Origin of the sequence: Aeromonas sp. 75A (assembly GCF_051919425.1) — a bacterium.
GTDB lineage: Bacteria > Pseudomonadota > Gammaproteobacteria > Enterobacterales > Aeromonadaceae > Aeromonas > Aeromonas veronii.
On the sequence record NZ_JBQBES010000002.1, the window covers coordinates 1764609 to 1779782 of the forward strand.

Consider the following 15174-nt stretch of genomic DNA (forward strand, 5'->3'; position numbering starts at 1 on the left):
AAGCGCCATGCTTGCCCTGGCAACCGTGTCAGACGGTCTGCGCCGTCGTGACAAGAACAAGGGGGTCTATCGCCCCCTTGTCACAGATTCACTGCTTCTGCTGTTTCGCTCGCATGATATTGATGATTTCGATGTCGGTATCCAGCATCCCCTCTTTGGAGAGGCGGCCCAGATTGGCGATGGTCTGGTCCACATCGTCGGAGACGATCCCTTCGCTCTGGGGCACATGCAGGTTGTTGATGGCCATCAGCGAAGACTTAACCGCCGCCGAGGTTGAGGTGGAGACCTTCATGGAGCAGGCGCTGCCCGCGCCGTCGCAGATGATGCCGGAGACATCGCCAATCATGTTGTTGATGCAGTGGCTGATCTGCTGATACTGGCCGCCCAGCAGCCAGGTGATGGCGGCACCGGCCCCCATGGCGGCGGTACTGGCGGCACAGAGGGCCGACAGCTTGTTCTGATAGGTCTTGATGTAGATGGCCACCAGATGGCTCATCACCAGTGCCCGGGTCAGCTGCTCGTCGCTCGCCTTGAGGAAGCGGGCAGCCGCGACCACAGGCATGGTGGCGGCAATGCCCTGATTGCCGGAACCGGAGTTGGACATGGCGGGCAGCATGGCGCCATCCATCCGTGCATCGGAGGCAGCGGAGGAGAGGCGCATCGCCAGCGTCATCAGGTCATCGGAGAGCAGCTTGCGCTCCACCTGCTCGGTGAGGATCTTGCCGATCTGCAGGCCGTACCCCTGTAACCCCTCATCTGCCAGCGCCTGATTCATGGTGGCGGCCTCGCGGATAAAGTCGATCTCCGCCAGCGGCACTTCCAATGCAAAATCGACGATCTCCCGCAGGGTCATGGTCGGTTTGGCGGATTTGGCTGGCTGGATCTGCACGCCGGGGGCACTGGCCTGCTCCATCAGCACCTCGCCATCCTTCTCCATCAGGATGATACGGGTGTGGTCGGTGCAGATCACCACCCGGGCACTATGGCCCTCCACTTCGGCCAGCACCTCGGCGTAGAGCACGTCCGGCACATCCTTCACATCCACCTTGATCACCGGCAGCAGCGCCTTGGCGGCTTCCACCTGTTCTGGTGTAAGGGTTTTGAGCACCTCCAGCCCGGCATCGGGGTTGCCCCCTGTGATGCCGACCGCAGCGGCCACCGGCAGACCGATCATGCCGGTGCCCGGCACCCCGACCCCCATGCCGTTCTTGAACAGATTGCCACTGACCCAGACGCTGATGCGGGTCGGGGTCTCCCCCAGCAGCTTGCGGCAGTTGGCCGCTGCCAACGCCACCGACATCGGCTCGGTACAGCCCAGGGCCGGCACCACTTCACGCTTGAGCAGGGTAATAAAGTCGGACCATTGTGCTTTCATCGCAGTGTTTCTCATGTTCAGGGTGCCCGCAGGCAGTTATTGCTTGTTCAGATCCGCCTTGTGATTGCGGATATGCAGATAAACAGTATGACGGGAGATGCCAAGCATCCGGGCAACCAGCTGGGCCGCCTCCTTGATCTCGAAGATCCCCATGTCGAAGAGCCGGGTCACTATCTCCTTGTTGCGCACCGTGCAGGAGAGCGAATCGTCCCGATCCACCTTCTCAATCACTTGAGTCACCAGATCATCCACCGAGCTGGCAAAGGTCTCGTTGTTGAGCGGCGCCGGTGCCGCTGGCAGCGCAAAAGTATCGAGCAGGCAGCCAAGGGAGGTATCCAGACTGAAGTTCACGCAGAGCATGCCGATGGGCTTGCCCTGCCGGTTGCTGATAGTGATGGAGGAGGACTTCATCAGCGTCCCGTCGCGGGTACGGCTGAAGTAGCTGCTCCACTGGCTGCCCGCCTCCCCCTGCAAGCGGTTGAGGGCAAAGTCGGTGACCGGCGCCCCCTCCCGACGACCGGTGACATGGCCGTTGGCAATCTTGATGACCGATGCATCCAGCGTATCGAACGCATGCAACACCACCTCGCACCCTGCGCCAAACAGCGCGGCCAGCGCCTCGACCGCGGGCTCGAAACTGGCGATCAGATGACGTTCTTCATCCGTTAACGAATTGATCTGGTCAGTGGTGGCTGCTGTGGACATATATGAGTAACTTTGAGTAAACCGCAGTTGATTCTACTGTCAACAAGATCAACTAATGTTGAGCGGCATCCCCTTTTTGTTCGCCATTATGCCCACCTTTTAACAAAGTGCGACAAATTGTGAAGCGGCGCACAGCAGGGCGGCAACTCAGAGGTGATAGCGGGCCAGCAGTTGCTTGTAGGCGGGAGTCTGTTTGAATGCCTTGAGGGCAGAGGAGAAGCGGATAGCCAGCTGGTCGTGGCCGGGCTTGTGGGTAAACGCGAGGAAGTTGCGGTTGTCGTCGGTCAGCAGGCGCGAGCCGTGGTTCACCTGATCCTGCAGCCCCTGGGTATGCAACAAGTAGCGACCGACCCGCTCGTTGAGCACCACCCCGTCCAGCCGACCTGCCATCATCAGATGCAGCTGTTTGATGGCATTCCCCTCCCCCGTCATCGGCATCCGGATCACCCCGGGATCGGTCAGAAAATCGGGGCTGTAGGCATAATCTTCCTGAATACCTATCCGCAGACCCTTGAGGTCGGAGAGCTGTTTGAAATCCACCGGACGGGCCGATGGATAGAAGAGCACTTCTCCGCTGTAAGAGAGCGGCTCTTCGGGATAGTGAAGCCAGTGCTGGCGGGAAGGTTCAAAGAAGACGTCGACTACCGCATCCCCCTGCCTGAGACGGGCCTGCTGCAGAACCCGCTTCCAGGGCAGCACCCTGATTTCGGTGCGATAACCCATCTGGCGCAACACGGTACAGGCCAGATCGAGATCTGCACCGGCCAGCTCGCCATTGTCACTACGCATCACATAAGGGGGCCACAGCTCGGTCAGCAGCGTCAGAGTCGGCGGCTCGTCCGCTGCTACGGCCGAACCAGCACCAAACAGGGAGACGAGCAGCCAGCCGTACAACCCGATCATTCGCCAACCCTGACACCACATCATGGAGATCCCTCATGGCCCGTATGGATTGAGGATATACAAGGGATGAGCAATAAAAAAGGAGGCCGAAGCCTCCTTGATATTCACTCTCTGAATGGCACTTACAGTGCTTTCAGGATTGCCTCGACGCTGGCCTTGGCATCGCCAAACAGCATCTGGGTATTTTCCTTGAAGAACAGCGGGTTCTGGACACCGGCGTAGCCAGTGTTCATGGAACGCTTGAAGCCGATGACGTTCTGCGCTTTCCACACTTCCAGTACTGGCATACCGGCGATCGGGCTGCCCGGATCTTCCATAGCGGCCGGGTTTACGGTGTCGTTGGCACCAATTACCAGCACGGTATCGGTATCGGCGAAGTCGTCGTTGATCTCGTCCATTTCCAGCACGATGTCATACGGGACTTTCGCCTCCGCCAGCAGCACGTTCATGTGGCCAGGCAGACGACCGGCAACCGGGTGGATACCGAAGCGCACCTTGACGCCGCGATCACGCAGCTTCTGGGTGATTTCAGCCACCGGATACTGGGCCTGCGCCACCGCCATGCCGTAGCCCGGGGTGATGATGACGGAGCTGGAGTTCTTCAGCAGGTCAGCCACTTCCTCGGCACTGGTTTCGCGGTATTCGCCCATCTCCTGATCAGCCGTGGAGGCCACGCCATCGGAGCCGAAGCCACCGGCGATCACGGAGATGAAGGAGCGGTTCATCGCCTTACACATGATGTAAGAGAGGATCGCACCGGAGGAGCCAACCAGAGCACCGGTGACGATCAGCAGGTCATTGGAGAGCATGAAGCCCGCCGCCGCTGCCGCCCAACCGGAGTAGGAGTTCAGCATGGAGACCACCACCGGCATGTCTGCACCACCGATGGAGGCAACCAGGTGCCAGCCGAAGGCGAAGGCGATCAGGGTCATCACCAGCAGGGCGAAGGTAGAGCCGCCCGCGTTGACGAAGTAGACCATCAGCGCCAGAGAAGCGACCACGGCCAGCAGGTTCAGCTTGTGGCGGTGCGGCAGCATCAGTGGCTTGGAGGAGATGAGACCACGCAGTTTGCCGAAGGCAACCACGGAACCGGTAAAGGTTACGGCACCGATGAAGACGCCCAGGAAGATCTCGACCAGGTGGATGTTCAGCATGGCGCCGGTCAGGTGCTCGACCTGAGCAACGCTGTTGGCCTGCTCGAACGCCGCACGGGCGGCTGCCAGGGTGGCATCCAGGTTGGAACCGACGGAGACGACGACCTCAGCAGGTGCAGATGGGCAGATCGATGAAGCTGTTGAAGCCTACCAGTACTGCCGCCATACCCACGAAGCTGTGCAGCACGGCCACCAGCTCGGGCATCTCGGTCATTTCGACCTTGAGTGCCAGACGCACGCCGATGGCACCGCCGATCACCATGGCCAGGATGATCCAGTGAACACCACTGGTCTCCGGGTTGAATACGGTGGCGAGCAGGGCGATAGCCATACCCGCGATACCGAACAAGTTGCCATGCTTGGCCGTTTCTTGCTTCGACAGTCCCGCGAGACTGAGGATGAAGAGCACGGCGGCAACGATATAGGATGCTGTTACCAGTCCTTGAGACACGTTAAACCCCCTTAATCCTTACGGAACATCTTCAGCATGCGCTGAGTGACGGTGAAGCCGCCGAAGATGTTGATACTGGCAATCAGCACGGCGACGAACGCCAGCGCGGTAACCAGAGTCGACCCTTGCCCGATCTGCAGCAGGGCACCGACCACGATAATGCCGGAGATGGCATTGGTGACCGACATCAGCGGCGTGTGCAGGGCGTGAGAGACGTTCCACACCACGTAGTAACCGACCACACAGGCCAGGATGAATACGGTAAAGTGGGAGAGGAAGGCTGCCGGGGCAACGGAGGCGATCCAGCCGAAGGCGGCGATGCCGAGGGCACCGAACACGAACTTCTTGTTGGAGGGCTTGGCCTCTTCCTTCTTGGCTGCCGGTTTGGCGGCTGCCGGTTTCTGCGGGGCAGCAGAGACAGAGATGGCGGGCGGCGGGAAGGTCACTTCACCGGCCTGGATCACCGTCATGTTGCGCTGAACCACGTCTTCGAAGTCGATGGCAACGTTGCCGTCCTTCTCCTTGCACATCAGCTTCATCAGGTTGACCAGGTTGGTACCGTAGAGCTGGGAGGATTGGGCAGGCAGTCGACCCGGCAGATCGGTGTAACCAATCACCTTGACGCCGTTGGCGGTGACATGCAGTTCGCCCGGCACTGTGTATTCACAGTTGCCGCCAGCCTGAGCGGCCATGTCCACGATGACGGAGCCCGGCTTCATGCTGTCGACCATCTCTTTGGTGATCAGCTTGGGAGCCGGCTTGCCCGGGATCAGGGCGGTGGTGATGATGATGTCCACCTCTTTGGCCTGCTGGGCGAACAGCTCCATCTCGGCCTTGATGAACTCATCGGACATGACTTTGGCGTAACCATCGCTGGATGCACCGTCTTCGCCACCGAAGTCCAGCTTGAGGAATTCCCCACCCATGGATTCGATCTGCTCGGCCACTTCCAGACGGGTATCGAACGCACGCACGATGGCGCCAAGGGAACCGGCAGTACCGATAGCAGCCAGACCGGCTACACCGGCACCGATCACCAGTACCTTGGCAGGCGGCACTTTACCGGCTGCGGTGATTTGACCGGTGAAGAAGCGACCGAACTGGTGCGCAGCTTCAACCACGGCGCGATAGCCACCGATGTTGGCCATGGAGGAGAGGGCATCGAGGGACTGGGCACGGGAGATCCGCGGCACCATATCCATCGCCATCACATTGATGTTGCGCTCGGACAGCTTCTTGACCAGCTCGGGGTTCTGGGCAGGCCAGATGAAGCTCACCAGAGTGGCGCCATCTTTAATTTGTGCGATCTCGGCATCGGTCGGCGCATTGACCTTGAAGATAAGGTCGGCTTGCCAGACATTCGGCACCACGCTGGCACCGGCAGCCTCGAAGGCGGCATCATCGAAGCTGGCCGACAGGCCTGCGCCGGTCTCGATGGCGACCTCGAAGCCGAGCTTTTTCAGCTGCTCGACGGTAGCCGGGGTCGCTGCGACCCGGGTCTCACCGGCGAGACTCTCTCTCGGTATTCCAATCTGCATGACTATTCCCTGATGGTTAATAAACAATCGCTGCCCAGTGTCTCACTTCTGACGAAACAAGACATGACCAAAGTGCAGGTCCAGGGCTCTTTGTTATGAAAATCAGTAGGCTTTACCTCAACCTCCTGTCATGGTCAGGCCCCCGCTTTTCAGGCGCGAAGGTGATTAGTATCAAATTTTGGAGTTTTATTACAACCGCAGTCCCGACGGCACTCGTACAGAATTCAGCCCATCCCTGGCTACGATTAAAAAAAACAAACCAAATTAGAGGCTTATACCAGTAAAAACGGCTGAAAAAAGTGATCCAACCAGTCAAAAAAAATGTTTTACCGGCCCTCTATCTTAGCGTTTTTTGTTCTTACGAAATCCGCTTTCGTCTCACTTCTCGCAGCAAAACACCGAAAAGTAACATTTTCCCAACAAAAGCGGGGCCGCTCAGCCGCCAGATGGCGGGAGAGGGCCCCGGCAATTCAATCGTTTCGCCCGTTTGGCACCGATTGGCGGCCCTTACCAGGCCGCTTCATAAATATGCTGGCTCTGCACCAGATCGATATCGCCGTGCTCGCCCAGACGGGTCATACCGTGCTCACCCAGCTTGCCGATCAGGGTGTCGATACCCAGATCTTTCAGACCGTAGTCGCGCAGTCGGGTCTTGACCCCCATCCGCTCGAAGAAGTCGCGGGTCGCGGCGATGGCATCATCGATGCGCTCCGCTTCGCTGCCGCTGTGCAGACCCCACACCCGCTCTGCGTATTGCAGCAGCTTGGCATGCTTCTGTTTGCGCTTGGCCTGCAGCAGGGCGGGCAGCACCACCGCCAGAGTCTGGGCGTGGTCGAGGCCGTGCAGGGCGGTCAGCTCGTGACCCAGCATGTGGGTGGCCCAATCCTGCGGCACCCCGGCGCCGATCAGGCCGTTCAACGCCATGGTGGCGCTCCACATGATGTTGGCGCGTACCTCGTAGTTGTGCGGCTCGGCCAGCGCCTTGGGGCCCTCTTCGATCAAGGTCAGCAGCAAGCCTTCAGCGAAGCGATCCTGCACCTTGGCATTGACCGGATAGGTGAGGTACTGCTCCACGATGTGGACGAAAGCATCCACCACCCCGTTCGCCACCTGACGCTCGGGCAGGGTGTAGGTGAGCACCGGATCCAGCACGGCGAAGCGCGGCATCACGAACGGCGAGAAGAAGTGCACCTTGTCGCCACTGCTGCGACGGGTGATGACGGCACCCATGTTCATTTCGGAACCGGTCGCCGGCAGGGTCAGCACGGAACCGAGCGGGATGGCGGAGCGCACTTCGCTGCCGACGGTTTCGAGAATGTGCCAGGGATCCTTGGCCGGATCGTAGTGCGCGGCAGCGGCGATAAACTTGGTGCCATCGAGCACGGAGCCACCGCCAACGGCGAGCAGGAAGTCGACCCGCTCGGCACGGGCCAGCTCCACGGCCCCCATCAGGGTCTCGTAGGCCGGGTTCGGCTCGATGCCGCCAAATTCAAACAGGGTCATACCGGCCAGCTCGTTGCGGATCTGCTCCAGCAAGCCGCTGCGCACCACGCTGCCGCCGCCATAGGTGATCATGACGCGGGCATCGCTCGGGAGCTGCTCGCGCAACTGGGCGATCTGCCCTTGGCCGAACAGGATTTTGGTCGGGGTATGGAGAGTAAAGTTGTTCATCGACATTGCCTTCTTCTGATAGTCAGGGCGGCCAGGCCGCGAAATCGTGATTGCATTTTTCTCCAGAACCACCCTACCATCAAGACAACATCCTGCTTGATTCTTGCCTATTTCTACAAAGCAGCGAAAACCGGAACTGTCGAATCAAAGAGCCCCCATGCAAAACCGTTACAGCGACCTCGCAACCAGATTGACCCGCCACGTCACCGCCCCCGGCATCACCCCATCACCGGTGAAACAGGTCAACCTCATCTATACCACCGAACACCATGGCCGCACCCCGGTGCTCTACCAACCGCGGATGATCGTAATCCTGCAGGGGCACAAGGTGGGTTATCTGGCGGATCAGGTGTTTCGCTACGACCCCAACCACTATCTGCTGATGACCCTGCCGCTGCCCTGCGAGTGCGAGTGCTTCGCCTCCCCCGAGCAGCCGCTTATCGGGTTTACCATCGAGATCGATCTGGTCACCCTGCAAGAGCTACTGTTGGAGCTGGGCGATGCCCTGCCCGCCCCCGCGCCGCAAAAAAGTGGCGTCCACTCGGTCCCCCTGTCGGAAACCATGTTCTGCGCCGCCGAGCGACTGATCGAGCTGATGGACAACCCGCTGCACGCCAGGGTGCTGGGGCCTCAGACGGTGCGGGAAATGCTGTTCCACGCCCTCACCGAGGGGGGCGGCCCGGCGCTGCAAGCGCTCGCCAATCGCCACAACCATGTGGGCCAGATCGCCAGGGTGCTGCGTATGATAGAGTCCCGTTATGCCGACAACCTCACCATGGAGGAGCTGGCGCGGGAGGTGAACATGAGCGTCTCCGCCTTTCACCACCACTTCAAGGCGGTCACTGCCACCTCGCCGCTGCAGTACATCAAGTCGTTTCGCCTCCACAAGGCGCGGATGATGATGCTGCACGACGGCATCAAGGCGGGCACCGCGGCGGCCAGAGTCGGTTACGAGAGCAACTCCCAGTTCAGCCGGGAGTACAAGCGCTTCTTCGGCAGCACGCCGACGGATCAGGCCTCCCGCTTCCGGGATGGCCAGCTTCGCATCATTGAGGGATAACAAGAGAGGGATTACTTATGCGTTCACTGCTTTGCCTGTTCACCGCTTTACTGCTGACGGCCTGTACCGGGATTGCCGACGGCATTCGCCCCGTTACCGGCTTCCAGCTCGATCGTTATCTTGGCACCTGGTACGAAATCGCCCGCCTCGACCACAGCTTCGAACGGGGGCTGGAGCAGGTGAGCGCCACCTACAGCCTGCGGGATGATGGCGGCGTCAAGGTGCTCAACCGCGGCAAGCAGAGCGATGGCAGCTGGCGCGAAGCCGAGGGCAAGGCCTACTTCGTCGGCAACCCGGACGAGGCGCGGCTCAAGGTGAGTTTCTTCGGCCCCTTCTACGGCGGCTACAACGTCATCGACCTCGACCCCGATTACCAGCTCTCGCTGGTGACCAGCTACAACCACGACTACCTCTGGATCCTCTCCCGCTCACCCAACCCGCCCAAGACGAAGGTGGATGCGCTGGTCGCCAAAGCGAAGTCGCTGGGCTTTGCCACCGACCAGCTGATTTGGGTCAAGCAGACCCCTTAAGCCAGCCGTAAAATAACAAAGGGCAGCCCGCGGGCTGCCCTTTCTGTTGCTGGCGTGGCGGGATGATCAGAGCCGGAAGCGACCGATCTCCTGCTCCAGCCGCTCGGTCAGCGACTTGAGCTCGGCCGCCTGCGCCGCCTCGTTGCCCGCCTGCTCGGCCAGCTCTTGCGAGACGTGGCGGATATTCTCGGTATTGCGGCTGATCTCGCCGGTCACCGAGGTCTGCTCCTCGGCCGCTGCCGCAATCTGGGTCGCCATGTCGCTGATGGAGCCGATCGCCTCGTTGATCCGGGCAAGGCTCTGGTTGGCCGCTTCCGCATCCTCGACGCTGGTACCCGCCAGCTGACGGCTGGTCTCCATGCCACCCACGGCACGACGTGTGGTCTGCTGCAGGGTCTCGATCATCTGCTGGATCTCGTCGGTGGAGTCGTGGGTACGACGTGACAGCACCCGCACCTCGTCCGCGACTACCGCGAAGCCTCGTCCCTGCTCACCGGCCCGCGCCGCCTCGATGGCCGCGTTGAGCGCCAGCAGATTGGTCTGCTCGGCGATGCCGCTGATGGTCGCCAGAATGCCGCTGATCTTCTGGGCATGGCTGTCGAGCTCGTTGATGATCTGGCTGGCATCGGCCACTTCGTCCGCCAGACCGGTAATGCTGCGCTGACTCTGGCCAACCTGGGATTGACCGGCGACCGCCAGCGCAACCGCATCGGTGGCGGTAGTGGCGGCAAACTCGGCGTTGCCGGCGATCTCCTGGGTAGCGGAAGCCATCTCGGTCACCGCGGTCGCCACCATCACGATCTCGTCCTGCTGCTGGCGTACCCGCTGACTGCGGGCCTGCGCCCCGGCCGCCTGGGCACGGGACTGTGCCGCCAGCTCGACGGTCACATCCCGCAACCGGCTGACGATGCCGTGCAGCCGCGCCACGAACTGGTTGAAGTTCTGGGCCAGCTGACCCACCTCATCCTTGCTGTGAGTGTTGATGTGAACGGTGAGATCCCCCTCGCCGTGGGCAATGTCGTGCAGGGCGTGCGCGACCCGACCGAGATCGGCGAACAGGTATTTGAAGGTGGCGGTGAGCAGGGCGCTGAATACCAGCATCAGCACCACGGTCAGCCCCACCAGCTCCCACAGCAGGCTGCTGAGCGGCGCCTCCAGCACATCGCGATACATCACCATGGCCAGCAACCAGTCGGTGCCCGGTACCGGTTGTACCGCCAGCAACACATCCCGCCCGTCGAGGGTGGCGGCGTGCAGCTCGCTGTTTTCACGGCCCCACTGCTGGAAGGTGGCGGCAGAGAGTCCCGGCGCCAGTTCGGCGATGGGCTTGAGCGCCAAATCCTTCTGCGGATGGCCGACGATGAGGCCGCTGCTGTCGAGCAGCATGGCGTAGCCCTCACCCTGCACCTTCATCGCCAGCACTTCGTCGATAAGCTTATCGAGCGCCAGGTTGGCCCCCACGGCACCGACCAGCTCCCCCTGATGGCGCACCGGCTCGGAAAGAGTGACCACCAGCTTCTGCATGGTGACGCTGACATAGGGGGCGGTGACGATCAGCTGCCCCGCCTTCACCGCATCCTGATACCAGGGGCGCTCGCGCGGGTCATAGTTGCCGGTGTTGAGGGAGGGATCCTGCCGGGTCATCACCCCCTGCGCGGAGCCAAAATAGGTGAGGCCGAAGCCGCCGGAGGTGTAGGCCTGCTTCAGGTGCGGCACCAGCTCGGCTTGGGGGTTATCGCTGATCAGGTTGACCAGCGCATGGACGGTGTTCTTGCGATCCGTCATCCAGTCGCCGATGGCGACCGAGTAGGCGTGGCCATAGTTGACCGCCTCGCTCTGGATGGCGCTCATGGTGCGGGATTTTAGGGTGTGAAAGGCAACGATGCCGAGCAGTGATGCCATCAGCAGCACTACGCCAAGACTGGTGGCCAGCAGCTTGCCGCGCAGAGAGAGGGTCATGACGACGAATCCTTGTTGTTGTGTCAGGCAGGGAAAACCCTGATGTATCAAAGGCTATCGGCCGCAATATGAACAGACTTTAGTGAATCTGTATATTTTCCCATCTATCAACAACAGAACACGCTATTCGTGTGAACCAGATCGCTATTCCATGCTACTGACTCTTGTAACAACAAAGCAGCAGGCCGCCCGAAGGCGGCCTGTCACTTACCCCTGATATGCACCGGCGGAGTAGGTCAGCTCATAGCTGTGGCTGTAGATCTCGACGATATTGCCGAAGGGATCTTCCATGTAAACCATGCGGTAGGGTTTCTCGCCCGGGTAGTACTCGCGTACCGGCATCCGCTGCTTGCCGCCCGCCGCGACGATGCGCGCCGCCAGCCCCTCGACATCCGGATCCTGAACGCTGAAGTGGAACACACCGGTCTTCCAGAATTCGAAGTTGTTCTCACGGCGCTCGCTGTTGGGGAACTCGAACAGCTCGATGCCAATCTTATCGCCGGTAGAGAGGTGGGCGATGCGAAAAGAACCCCAACCCGGGCCGAACACGTCGTTACACATCACGCCGATGGCGGAGTCATCCTCGGTGATGGTGGTGGCCGGCATGATGAGATACCAGCCCATCACCTTGGTATAGAACTCGACTGCCTTGTCGAGGTCAGTCACCGTGATGCCGATGTGGGAGAAGTTGCGTGGATAGGTCATACGTCACCTTGAAATTGTGTGTGGGAAACAGGTGACATGATAGGAAGGGGCGACATAATGAAAAATAAGGTCAAACTAATGGAAGGCATAAATTAAATTTATGGTTAATCCACTCTGGCTCCATACCCTGGTGGTGGTGCATGAAACCGGCAGCTTTACCCGCGCCGCCGAGCGGCTGGATCTCACCCAGGCCGCCGTCAGTCAGCATATCTCGCGTCTCGAGGCCGAATTTGGCACCCTGCTGCTGCGCAAGCCCCGTCAGCTGGAGCTCACTCCGCGCGGGCTGGTGCTGCTCGACTTCGCCCGCCAGCAGGCGCAAGCCGCCGAACAGCTGCGAGCGCGCCTCTCGGACGATGACCCTCACCACGGCGCCATCACCCTCACCACCCCCGGCAGCATCGGCCTGCTGCTCTATCCCCTGCTGCTCGACCAGCAACAGGAGCACCCCGGACTCACCATCCAGCACCGTTTCGCCCCAACCCCCGACATAGTGCAGGCGGTGCTGGCGGGGCGCAGCGATCTGGGACTGGTGGATCAACCGCCGGAGCACCCCAGCATCGCCGCCGAGCCCTTCGCCCGCGAACCCCTCTGTCTGGTGGTGCCCAACGATGGCGAGGAGCCGAGCTGGCAGCACCTCTGTCAGCTCGGCTTTATCGACCACCCGGATGGCCGCAGCATGGCACAACGCCTGTTGGGACGACGCTACCCCGGCCAGCGCTTTGGCGAGATCCCCCTGCGCGGCTTTACCAACCAGATCGGCCTGATCCTGGAGCCGGTCGCCCGCGGCCTTGGCTTTACCGTGCTGCCCCGCTTCGCCGTCACCGCCTTTGCCCAACAGGAGAAGATCCGGGTGATCCAGAGCAGCATTGAAGTGATCGACACCCTCTGGCTGATCTACCGCGCCGAGTGGCCGCTCCCCGCACGCCACCAGCGGCTGGTCACCGTCCTGAAACAGCGGGTTGCTGCACACTGAACGCTCTTGCGGCAGACATCGAGATCAATGTGGCCACAGTCGCGGCAAGAAGGAGAAGAAAAAGGAGAGAGGGATAAATTGGCGAATGCCGGAAATGCGAAAGGCCAGCTCAATGAGCTGGCCTTTCTAAAAATGGCAGGGGCGGCAGGACTCGAACCCGCAACCATCGGTTTTGGAGACCGCTGTTCTACCAATTGGAACTACGCCCCTGCAACAAACGAGGCGTAGTATACAAAGTGGAGATCAAAGGTAAAGGCTTTTTTTACGCTTTCGATGCGATTGCACAAATCCCGAACAAGTCGCGGTTGTTTGTGCAGCAAAGCGGGATAACTTGCTGTATTTGCAGCCCTGCCGGGGTAGGAATGGGACATAAATGGGGGTAGGGTGAAATCAGGTACCGGGAGGCCACTTATGCTCAATTACCGACTGCTCCAACAACTGGCGCCCCTCAACTTCAGGGATGAACGCAAAACAGAGTCCCTGCCCGCCTATCTTGAACGGGTCGCGCCGCTGGTGCCCTTTATTCCTGAAAATGTGCTTTCCCAGTGGATTTACCGTCATTGGCGCGGTTTTGAGTCCAACTGGAGCTTTATCGATCTCGCCAGCCATCAGTTCACCTGTGAAAGCTGGCCCACCGCGCAACTGTTGGATCAGGTGGACTCCCGCCATATGGAGGTGATCGAGCGCTGGGGGGAGATGCTGCGCAGCAACCGGTATGTCCGCCGCTCCTGGCTCGGCGAGAAGATGCTGAACGAAGGCACCTGGCCCGAACCTGTCATCGTACTGGCGCCAGAGGAGGGAGCCAGCTACCCGAACGGCCATCCCCTGCCCCGCCCCTACTGCCTGCTGGAAGGGCACCACAGACTCGGTTATTTGCGCGCCATGGCCCGCGATGGGGAATCGCTGCAAGAGACGCACAGAGTGTGGATTTGTCGTCATTTTTCCGCCACTTAAACGTTTTTCATGCTGGAATTGGCATCGGAAATAAAATTTTGACAATTAAAAAAGCGGCCCTATAATCTGTCCGGTTTTGAAAAAGGTCGGGACGAAACGATGCAGTTTTTGATTCAGAAAACAGCCTTGCAGACGGGTGGTGCGCACCAGAGCGGCCCCGTTGTTTCCGGTTCCCACCCCAACGATCCCCAGTTATTTTTAAAAAAAGCCCCTGTTTCAGGGGCTTTTTTTTGTGCCCGAAAAACCTCCAATGATGTCAAAGGGAATGCAGACGATGACCAATCCACTCTATAAGAAACATGTCATCTCCATTTCGGACCTGACCCGGTCAGAAATGGAACTGGTAGTCTCAACCGCACAACGGTTGAAGGCTGAACCTGACACCAGCCTGTTGAAAGACAAGCTGGTTGCCAGCTGCTTCTTCGAAGCCTCCACCCGCACCCGCCTCTCGTTCGAGACCGCGGTACAGCGCCTTGGCGGCAACATCATCGGCTTCGCCGACGGTGGCAACACCAGCGCCAAGAAGGGCGAGACGCTGGCTGACTCCATCAAGATCATCGGCTCCTACTCGGATGCGGTGGTGATGCGCCACCCGAAAGAGGGCGCGGCCCGTCTGGCCTCCGAGTTCTCCCGCGTGCCGGTCATCAACGGCGGCGACGGCTCCAACCAGCATCCGAGCCAGACCCTGCTCGACCTGTTCACCATCCATGAGACCCAGGGCCGTCTGGACAACCTCAACGTCGCCTTCGTCGGTGACCTGAAATATGGCCGCACCGTGCACTCGCTGGCCCAGGCCCTCAGCCTGTTCAACTGCCGCTTCTTCTTCATCTCCCCGGAAGCGCTGGCGATGCCGGACTACATCTGCGAAGAGCTGGAAGAGAAGGGTATCCAGTTCAGCGTCCACCAGACCATGGAAGAGGTGATGCCGGAGCTGGACATCCTCTACATGACCCGCGTCCAGAAAGAGCGCTTCGACGAGACCGAATACAAGCACATGGCCGCCAAGTTCATTCTGGAGCTGGCGACTCTGGAAGGGGCCAAGCCCACCATGAAGATCCTGCATCCCCTGCCCCGCGTCGACGAGATCGATGTGGCGGTCGACAAGACTCCCCACGCTTGCTACTTCCAGCAGGCGGAGAACGGGGTCTATGCACGCCAGGCGCTGCTGGCACTGGTACTGAACGAAACTGTCTGAG

The 15174-nt window shown here is 60.2% G+C and carries 13 protein-coding genes, 1 tRNA gene and 1 pseudogene; 6 read left to right on the top strand and 9 right to left on the bottom strand.

Features of this window, described 5'->3' with window-relative positions:
* Positions 1–88: 88 nt before the first annotated feature.
* From ACTG2T_RS08100 to yqhD, 6 genes and pseudogenes are all read right to left on the bottom strand, one after another.
* On the bottom strand, positions 89–1390 hold the full coding sequence (locus ACTG2T_RS08100) for an L-cysteine desulfidase family protein (RefSeq protein WP_330125142.1): 1302 nt from the start codon (positions 1388–1390) through the stop codon (positions 89–91).
* Positions 1391–1411: 21 nt separating this feature from the next.
* On the bottom strand, positions 1412–2080 hold the full coding sequence (locus ACTG2T_RS08105; RefSeq protein ID WP_042082913.1) for a helix-turn-helix transcriptional regulator: 669 nt from the start codon (positions 2078–2080) through the stop codon (positions 1412–1414).
* Positions 2081–2227: 147 nt separating this feature from the next.
* Complete coding sequence (locus tag ACTG2T_RS08110) at positions 2228–2983, bottom strand: substrate-binding periplasmic protein (protein ID WP_234829619.1); 756 nt, start codon at positions 2981–2983, stop codon at positions 2228–2230.
* Between the two features lie 122 nt (positions 2984–3105).
* A pseudogene (pntB, locus tag ACTG2T_RS08115) lies at positions 3106–4588 on the bottom strand (Re/Si-specific NAD(P)(+) transhydrogenase subunit beta).
* 11 nt (positions 4589–4599) lie between these two features.
* Complete coding sequence (gene pntA / locus ACTG2T_RS08120; RefSeq protein WP_113740331.1) at positions 4600–6126, bottom strand: Re/Si-specific NAD(P)(+) transhydrogenase subunit alpha; 1527 nt, start codon at positions 6124–6126, stop codon at positions 4600–4602.
* Positions 6127–6633: 507 nt separating this feature from the next.
* Positions 6634–7797: an alcohol dehydrogenase gene (gene yqhD / locus ACTG2T_RS08125; protein ID WP_330125141.1), complete on the bottom strand. Its 1164-nt coding sequence runs from the start codon at positions 7795–7797 to the stop codon at positions 6634–6636.
* 157 nt (positions 7798–7954) lie between these two features.
* Between yqhD and ACTG2T_RS08130 the strand changes: the two genes are divergently transcribed.
* Both ACTG2T_RS08130 and ACTG2T_RS08135 read left to right on the top strand, forming a co-directional pair.
* Positions 7955–8857, top strand: coding sequence for an AraC family transcriptional regulator (locus tag ACTG2T_RS08130; RefSeq protein WP_005339751.1), 903 nt, complete (start codon positions 7955–7957; stop codon positions 8855–8857).
* Positions 8858–8874: 17 nt separating this feature from the next.
* Positions 8875–9387 (top strand): lipocalin family protein, encoded by a 513-nt coding sequence (locus tag ACTG2T_RS08135; protein ID WP_043823160.1) that lies wholly within the window; start codon positions 8875–8877, stop codon positions 9385–9387.
* Positions 9388–9453: 66 nt separating this feature from the next.
* On the opposite strand, the gene ACTG2T_RS08140 is transcribed toward ACTG2T_RS08135, so the two are convergent.
* Positions 9454–11346, bottom strand: coding sequence for a methyl-accepting chemotaxis protein (locus ACTG2T_RS08140; RefSeq protein ID WP_043823162.1), 1893 nt, complete (start codon positions 11344–11346; stop codon positions 9454–9456).
* 207 nt (positions 11347–11553) lie between these two features.
* Positions 11554–12051: a lactoylglutathione lyase family protein gene (locus ACTG2T_RS08145; protein WP_005339743.1), complete on the bottom strand. Its 498-nt coding sequence runs from the start codon at positions 12049–12051 to the stop codon at positions 11554–11556.
* A 100-nt stretch (positions 12052–12151) separates the two neighbouring features.
* On the opposite strand from ACTG2T_RS08145, the gene ACTG2T_RS08150 reads away from it, so the two are divergent.
* The gene (locus ACTG2T_RS08150; protein ID WP_330125140.1) at positions 12152–13024 is read left to right on the top strand and encodes a LysR family transcriptional regulator; all 873 of its coding nucleotides are present in this window, start codon (positions 12152–12154) and stop codon (positions 13022–13024) included.
* A 133-nt stretch (positions 13025–13157) separates the two neighbouring features.
* Here ACTG2T_RS08150 and ACTG2T_RS08155 read toward each other — a convergent pair.
* Positions 13158–13234, bottom strand: a tRNA-Trp gene (locus ACTG2T_RS08155).
* A 201-nt stretch (positions 13235–13435) separates the two neighbouring features.
* Here ACTG2T_RS08155 and ACTG2T_RS08160 point away from each other — a divergent pair.
* The 3 genes from ACTG2T_RS08160 (at position 13436) to pyrB (ending at position 15173) form a co-directional block, all read left to right on the top strand.
* Complete coding sequence (locus ACTG2T_RS08160; RefSeq protein ID WP_330125139.1) at positions 13436–13978, top strand: hypothetical protein; 543 nt, start codon at positions 13436–13438, stop codon at positions 13976–13978.
* 99 nt (positions 13979–14077) lie between these two features.
* On the top strand, positions 14078–14272 hold the full coding sequence (locus ACTG2T_RS08165; RefSeq protein ID WP_013724188.1) for a hypothetical protein: 195 nt from the start codon (positions 14078–14080) through the stop codon (positions 14270–14272).
* Positions 14253–15173 (top strand): aspartate carbamoyltransferase, encoded by a 921-nt coding sequence (pyrB, locus tag ACTG2T_RS08170; RefSeq protein ID WP_005339735.1) that lies wholly within the window; start codon positions 14253–14255, stop codon positions 15171–15173. Before ACTG2T_RS08165 ends, pyrB begins: the two co-directional genes overlap by 20 nt.
* Position 15174: the final 1 nt, after the last annotated feature.

Coding starts and splice junctions, on each gene's coding strand:
- ACTG2T_RS08100 (WP_330125142.1), bottom strand. CDS start 1,390: ATGAGAAACACTGCGATGAAAGCACAATGGTCCGACTTTATTACCCTG.
- ACTG2T_RS08105 (WP_042082913.1), bottom strand. CDS start 2,080: ATGTCCACAGCAGCCACCACTGACCAGATCAATTCGTTAACGGATGAA.
- ACTG2T_RS08110 (WP_234829619.1), bottom strand. CDS start 2,983: ATGATCGGGTTGTACGGCTGGCTGCTCGTCTCCCTGTTTGGTGCTGGT.
- pntA (WP_113740331.1), bottom strand. CDS start 6,126: ATGCAGATTGGAATACCGAGAGAGAGTCTCGCCGGTGAGACCCGGGTC.
- yqhD (WP_330125141.1), bottom strand. CDS start 7,797: ATGAACAACTTTACTCTCCATACCCCGACCAAAATCCTGTTCGGCCAA.
- ACTG2T_RS08130 (WP_005339751.1), top strand. CDS start 7,955: ATGCAAAACCGTTACAGCGACCTCGCAACCAGATTGACCCGCCACGTC.
- ACTG2T_RS08135 (WP_043823160.1), top strand. CDS start 8,875: ATGCGTTCACTGCTTTGCCTGTTCACCGCTTTACTGCTGACGGCCTGT.
- ACTG2T_RS08140 (WP_043823162.1), bottom strand. CDS start 11,346: ATGACCCTCTCTCTGCGCGGCAAGCTGCTGGCCACCAGTCTTGGCGTA.
- ACTG2T_RS08145 (WP_005339743.1), bottom strand. CDS start 12,051: ATGACCTATCCACGCAACTTCTCCCACATCGGCATCACGGTGACTGAC.
- ACTG2T_RS08150 (WP_330125140.1), top strand. CDS start 12,152: ATGGTTAATCCACTCTGGCTCCATACCCTGGTGGTGGTGCATGAAACC.
- ACTG2T_RS08160 (WP_330125139.1), top strand. CDS start 13,436: ATGCTCAATTACCGACTGCTCCAACAACTGGCGCCCCTCAACTTCAGG.
- ACTG2T_RS08165 (WP_013724188.1), top strand. CDS start 14,078: ATGCAGTTTTTGATTCAGAAAACAGCCTTGCAGACGGGTGGTGCGCAC.
- pyrB (WP_005339735.1), top strand. CDS start 14,253: ATGACCAATCCACTCTATAAGAAACATGTCATCTCCATTTCGGACCTG.